Raw genomic sequence first — 3,644 nt, 5'->3', positions numbered from 1 at the left:
TTTTTGTCCGAACCGGGAGTTTCGTCTCCGTCGGCACGCCCCGCCCCGAAACCGCTGTAACGGGACGGCGCACCTCGTGCGCGACGGCGCCGCGCCTGGTGACGTGGGGCAGGGCACCGTCGCCGACTGCTACCTCGCGGCGGCGCTGATCGGCGTGGCGCACCAGGATCCCGGCCTGATCACGGATGGGCTGCGCCGCAACCTCAACGGCACAGCCACTGTCATCCTCCATCCGGGCGGTGGTGACCCTGTCGCCGTGACGGTCACCGCGGCCCTGCCCGCGCGTCGCGTCGCGGGGACGGCCGCCGCTGGGCCCGACCCGGTGCAGGAACTGGCGATGGACGCCGACAACCGCACGGGCCAGCCGGAACTGTGGCCGGCACTGTACGAGAAGGCGTACGCCCGCCTGCATGGCGGGTATCCGGGGATCGGTTTCGGCAGCGCCGCGGCCGGGCTGCGGACGATCACTGGGCGCACGGTGGGTCATCGTGACGCGGCTGATACCACGGTCGCCGACCTCGCCGGGCTGCTGCGTCGGGCAGCGGCGGTCACCGTCACCACCAGGAGCCGGACCCGACCGGGTGGCCTGGCCGCCGCGCACGCCTACGCGCTGCTCGCGGTGGACGTCACGGCCGGCCGGGTGCTGCTGCGCAACCCGTGGGATCCGCCGCCCGGTCAGACCAACGAACAGTGGTACCCGTGGTCGTGGGTGGTACCCGATGCACGCACCGTCGTGCACGGCGCCACCCGCTGACCGCACGCCCGGCCGGCCGCCACTACGCCCTGCGGATGATCGCCACCGGGACCGGTGAATGGATCATGCACTGGTGGCTCACCGAGCCCAGCAGCAGCTCGGTGAAGCCGCCGTGCCCACGCGCGCCCACGACGATCAGGTCGGCCTCCCGGCCAGCGGCCAGCAGCGCCTGCGTCGGCGAACACGGCACCACCCGGCGCTGGACGTCGAGGCCGGCGGGCAGCTCCGGGCGCACCCTCGCCAGTGCCTCGTCGAGACCCGCCTGGGCCTGATCCTCCAGCTCCTGGGTGATGTCACCCGGGGCGGCGGCGAACTGCAGCGGCAGGGCGACCAGCCAGGCGTGCACCGCCAGCAGCGTCACCCCGCGCCGGACGGCCTGCGCCGCAGCCCACGCCAGGGCGGCGAGGGAGTTCGGCGAGCCGTCGATGCCCACCACGACTGGGCGCGGCTCCCGGTCCGCCGCGGACCCCGCCGCGTCCCCGCGCGCGATCACGACCGGCACCGACGAGTGCACGGCCACCGACGTGCTGACCGAGCCGACCCGCAGGCGGTGAAGCAGCCCACGGCCGCGGGCACCCACCACGATCATGCGGGCGCCGTGCCCCACGGTGAGCAGCGCTTCGGCGCCAGGCCGGTCCACGACCTCCTCGGCCACCGCCGTCCGGGAGGCGACCGGCGCGGTGGCCATCACGGTCTGGTGCAGCATGTGCGCGGCCTGCTCGGCCAGCCCGTCCGCGTCCTCCCGCCCCGCCGCCGGGCCCTGGCCACCGGAGCCGATCCCAACGACCGCCCGCAGTCCGCAGCCCTGCCGCTCGGCCTCGGCATATCCCCAGGCCAACGCCGTACGGGAACCCTCGGAGCCATCGACCCCGACAACGATGTCGTCGGTCATCCGCCACCTCCTCGGTGAGCAGGAGGATCCGCATCCGCCCGGTCGATACCCCGTCGGGCGGATCGCGGAACTCACCGCCGCCGCCTTTCCGGCGGCGGGCGTCGGGCATCCGTTGCCGGCAAGGGGGGAGCCGATGTTGTGCGGCGGCGTCGACCGGCCCGGTGGAGGGTCAGGGTTGCCCGAACCCGCGGGACCGCCCGTGCGGTGTTCCCTTCGTGGGTTATGCCGGTGGCGGCGCTACCGGAGCCAGCCCTGTCCCACCTGGTGCCGCGATGACCTTCCGCTCGTGGCGTGGGGTTGTGCGGGGATGACGGGAACGGTTCTGTCCCGGCGGTCGGCGGACGGGGATCATCGCGGTATCCGTCCGGCCGGAGCGAACGCAATCCGGGGTAAGCCCGAACAGGGGGCCTGCATCACCGCATGACGTCACTGGCGGGGAACCCGCTGTCGCCGGATGGCCGGGCCGGTGGATTCCGGTAATTACCGTCACGGTCGACCGGTCTGCGCGCACCGGTCGTTTGTTTGTGTGCCGCGCTGGCTGTCTCGGTCCTCGCCGGCGGACTTCATGAATGTCGTTCACTTACCCGGGCGGCGTTCGTGGGTCGCCGTTCCGGGTTTTCCCGTGGGTGCGGTGGGCGTGCCGCGCGGGTGACGAGGCGCATCGGCCGTGCTGTCCGGGAAGGTGTCCAGCGGCAATTCCGGCCTGGCGCGCAGCTCCATTCATCACCGTGGGTCGCGCGCCGGTCGCCGCCGGCCCGAACCTGATCGACAGGTACGTCCCGGCGGCTCGGGAGGGCGTCCCGGCGGTCGTCGGCCCGGGTGGCGGGTGGGCGAACCGGGGGCGATCGACCCAGCGCGCGGATCCGCTGACGTTCGATGGCCGGCGGTGCCGGTCGTGGCATGCCGTGGTTCGACAAGACCGGCCAGGTGCCCGGGGCGGTCGGCGGCAGGGGCCGAGCCACCCGGGGAACGTGCGTGGCCGGGCCCGGGGCCGAAGCGGCCGTCAAGCTCGATCAGTAAGCCTGGGTAACACCTACTCAGGTGCTCAACCAGTGATCCCGGAGAAAATCTCCAGCTGAGCTTAACTCGCGCTCGTCAATTTCCCACCGGAAAATTTTCCGCACACCTTTTCAATGGTTACCCGATTCAAGGCGTGGCTTTGCTGTAGTCCCTTTGCGCATCATTTTGCTTTGAAGCAGTCACCGGCGGTTTGATGTTTCTGTCACACCACGACCACCCAACGGCAGTGATGGAGTCATGTCCTCTTCATGTGAGCGTGGTGGCTCCCCGCAGGAGCCCCTTGACCCGGTGCGGAGTACGGTGCCTGAACAGACGTCGACCCGCCCACGACCCATCGATCCCGTTCCGGTGGGTGTGATCCCCGAACAGCCGGCCGCGACCGCGTCAGATCCGGGCAGTCCGTCACCATCGAGTAACCCAGCAGCATCGCGCGACCCGTCAACATCGAATGATCCAGCCCAGGGAAGGAGGCATGTGTCGTCGGACACCATCCAGCTCACCCTCCCCGGTGCTCTGGTTTCGGTGCGGGCGGCACAGCAGCCGGGAACCCTCATCGCCGACCGCGGCGGCTGGCAGCGGGCGGTGCTGCGGGCACCGATGCCCTCCGCGGCGAAGCTGGTCGCCTGCACCCTCGCGTGCCACGTCGCGCAGGCACCGCCGATCGTGCCGTCCGGAGCTGCCGTCAGCGGTCCCGGCCTGCTCACGTTGATGGAGCAGACCGGCTACAGCCGGACCCACGTGCAGCGCCAGGTCTCCAGGCTGCGGCGCGAGGGCTGGCTGACCACGGTCGCCCGCCCGGCCGCCGGCCGGACGACCCGGTTCGCCCTGACCATTCCCGACTCGGCCGTCGAGGCCGGCCTCGTGCGGCTCGTCGAGTCCGCCGAGACCGAGAGCCCGGCCGGGGCCGCCGAGGCGAGTTCTGCGGGTGGCGGCACGACCCGGCGCCGGGGCCGGCGTTCGCGGGCCGGTGCGCACCCC

The 3,644-nt window shown here is 72.1% G+C and carries 2 protein-coding genes and 1 pseudogene; 2 read left to right on the top strand and 1 reads right to left on the bottom strand.

Translation table 11 applies throughout. The annotated features are described in order from the left end of the window. Nucleotides 1-754: C2 family cysteine protease (locus MXD58_RS22920; RefSeq protein WP_250609899.1), on the top strand; the 754-nt coding region annotated here is incomplete at its 5' end. A 22-nt stretch (nucleotides 755-776) separates the two neighbouring features. Here MXD58_RS22920 and MXD58_RS22915 read toward each other — a convergent pair. Then, a complete protein-coding gene (locus MXD58_RS22915; protein WP_248838475.1) occupies nucleotides 777-1,646 on the bottom strand; it encodes a universal stress protein in 870 nt (289 codons plus the stop codon). 1,494 nt (nucleotides 1,647-3,140) lie between these two features. Here MXD58_RS22915 and MXD58_RS22910 point away from each other — a divergent pair. Next, nucleotides 3,141-3,644: pseudogene (locus tag MXD58_RS22910) on the top strand (hypothetical protein); the annotation flags it as partial.

Source organism: Frankia sp. AgKG'84/4 (assembly GCF_023242965.2).
In the GTDB taxonomy this organism is placed as follows: domain Bacteria; phylum Actinomycetota; class Actinomycetes; order Frankiales; family Frankiaceae; genus Frankia.
Note: the sequence above shows the minus strand (reverse complement) of the source record. Positions and strands in the feature narration are given on the sequence as shown.